Below are 2649 nucleotides of genomic sequence, written 5' to 3' on the forward strand. Positions count from 1 at the left end.
GGGGACACGGGGTGTCGGTCGCGTGGGTCAGTCGCGAGCCCGTACGACGCGGTAGGACGAGGGAGGCCGTACCAACGCATCGGGGTCTCCGACGTATTCGATGTGGACCCCGTAGTACTCGCGAGCGGCCTCGCAGCTCACGTAGCCGTTGACGACGTCGTCGAGTACCCGCTCGACCGGACGCGCCTTCGGGTCGCCGTAGCCGCCTCCGCCCGGGAACCGCAACTGGACCACGGAGTCGGGGGCGAGGCGTACCAGTTGCTTGCGCGGGAGCTGCTGGGAGGAGGTGGCGTCGGTGAACTCGCCGCGGGCACCGGGCAGTCCGCCCAGAGCGCCCGGTGCGGGGGTGTCGACCCGGTCGATGTTGGCGTTGAGCGTCCATCCGTGGTCGCCCCGGCGACCGACCCGCACCACCTGTCCGAGGCCGCCGCGGTGTTCACCCGGTCCGCCGGAGTCGGGGCGCAGCTCGCGCTGCCGCTGGACGAGCGGGGTCAGGGTCTCCAGCACCTCGGTGGGGGCCGCCCGTACGCCCGTGGGAAAACCGGTGGTGTTCAGACCGTCCTTGCCCGGGCGCCCGCCCGTTCCGCCGGCCCCGAACACGGTGAGAGTGAACGGATGTGTCTCTCCCATGTCGCCGCCGCGCCACACCGTCATCCACAGGGCGTCGGAGCTGGTGGCCGGCAGTCCCCCGGGAACCGCCGGGCGGAGGGCGTCGAACAGGAGGCTGGGCAGGAAGTGCCCGACCAGGTGCCGGGAGGCGACCGGGGCAGGGTCGACGCAGTTCAGCACCGAGCCGCGGGGCGCGCTCACATGGACGGGTCGGAACGAGCCGGCGTTGTGCGGGACCTCCGGCGCGAGCGCGGCCTTGACAGCGAACGAGGTGTACGCCCTGGTGTAGTTGAGGACCACGTTCACGCCGTACCGGGACTGGGGCGAGGAGCCGGTGTAGTCGATGTCGACGCGGTCCCCGTCGATGGTCACGGCGACCGCCAGGTCGATCGGCTCCCCGTTGAACCCGTCGGACGTCAGCCGTGACTCGTACCGGCCGTCGCGCAGTCCGCGCAGCGCGGCCCGCAGGGCCTTCTCGGAGCGGAGCATGATCTCGGCGGCGACGGCGTCGATGCTGTCGAGGCCGAACTCGTCCATCATCCTGCCGAGACTGCGGGCCCCCACCTGATTGGCCGCCACCTGGGCGTAGATGTCGCCCATCGTTTCGTCGGGGGTGCGCACATTGGCGCGGATGAGCTCTTCCAGGGGCTCGTTGGGTCCGGCGGCGGTGCGCAGTTTGAGGATGGGAAGCCGCAGCCCCTCCTCGAACACCTCCGTCGCCGCGGCCGACAGGATCCGGCCGCCGATGTCGGGTGAGTGGCAGCAGCTCGCGAACCAGGCGATCAGCGTCCCGTCGCGGAAGACGGGGGTGGCGACCGTGATGTCGTTGATCTGGCCGGCCGTCATCCACGGATCGTTGGTGATCAGTACGTCGCCGTCGGCGAGGGCCTCGGGCGGATACTTCGCCACGATGTGACTCATCCCGGTCGCCATCGCGTTGATGTGGCCCGGAGTGCCGCCGGAGGACTGGCCGATCATCTCGCCCCGGCTGTCGAAGACGGCGCAGGCGAGGTCGAGGGATTCTCGCACCACCGGGCTGAAGGCGGTGTTCACCAGCGCGGCCTGCTGCTCGTCCAGCAGGGAGTGCAGCCGGTTGGCCACCAGCCCGACGACGACCGGGTCCACCGGGCGGACGGGAGCGGAGGCAGTGGTCATCGGGATCCTCCTGAAGTGAACTCGACCAGGATGCTGCCGTCGTCGGCGACGGTGCAGCGGGCAGCGGGCGGGACGACGAGCGTCGACTCCCGTTCCCGCACCAGCGCCGGGCCTTCGACGGTGGTGCCGACGGCCAGCCGGTACCGGTCGTAGACGGCCGTGGGCACGTAACCGCCGGCCGCGGGGAAGTAGGCGTCGCGGTGCCCGACGAGGGCACTCTCGGACTCCGCCGGGCGCACAGACCGCAGCCGGGCCTGCGGGTCCGGGCCGCGTGACGCGACGCGCCAGGTCAGGATCTCGGTCTCGACGCCCACCGGCGCGACGGTGCCGAAGCGCTGCCGGTACTGCTCGGCGAAGCTCTCGGCGAGGTCCGCCCGCCAGTGACTCCCCAGCGGGGGCACCGGCACCTCGATCTCGCTGCCCTGCCCGACGAAGCGCATCTCCAGGGTGCGCTCGTGCGTGATGTCCTCGGCCGGCACGCCGGAGCCGCACAGTACGCGGGTGCCCTCGTCCTCCATCTCCCCGAAGATCTCCTCGATCACGGAGAGTTCGACGGTGCCGAGTTCCGCGTGGCGCGAGCGGACGATGTCGATGGACATCGGCGCGGACAGGAAGCCCAGCGCGCTCAGGACACCGGCGGCGGGGGGCACCACCACGGCGGGTGAACCGAGTGCGGCCGCCACTCCGGGTCCGTGCAGGGGCCCGTTGCCCCCGGAGACGAACATCGGCAGGCGCGTGGGATCCTGACCCCGCTCGATCGCGTGGACGCGGGCCGCGTTCGCCATGCTCTCGTTGGCCGTCGCGTGGATCCCCCATGCCGCTTCGGCCACGCCGACGCCGAGTCCCCGGGCGATCTGCCGGTCGATGGCGGCGGCCGCCGCCTCC

The 2649-nt window shown here is 71.8% G+C and carries 2 protein-coding genes; both read right to left on the bottom strand.

Translation table 11 applies throughout. From position 1 onward, the window contains the following. Nucleotides 1-27 precede the first annotated feature (27 nt). Complete coding sequence (locus tag B7L92_RS29165; RefSeq protein WP_081240372.1) at nt 28-1764, bottom strand: hydantoinase B/oxoprolinase family protein; 1737 nt, start codon at nt 1762-1764, stop codon at nt 28-30. Further along, the coding region (locus tag B7L92_RS29170) for a hydantoinase/oxoprolinase family protein (protein WP_304364719.1) at nt 1761-2649 on the bottom strand (889 nt) is incomplete at its 5' end. The genes B7L92_RS29170 and B7L92_RS29165, both read right to left, overlap by 4 nt.

The organism is Streptomyces viridosporus (assembly GCF_002078235.1).
Lineage (GTDB): Bacteria > Actinomycetota > Actinomycetes > Streptomycetales > Streptomycetaceae > Streptomyces > Streptomyces viridosporus.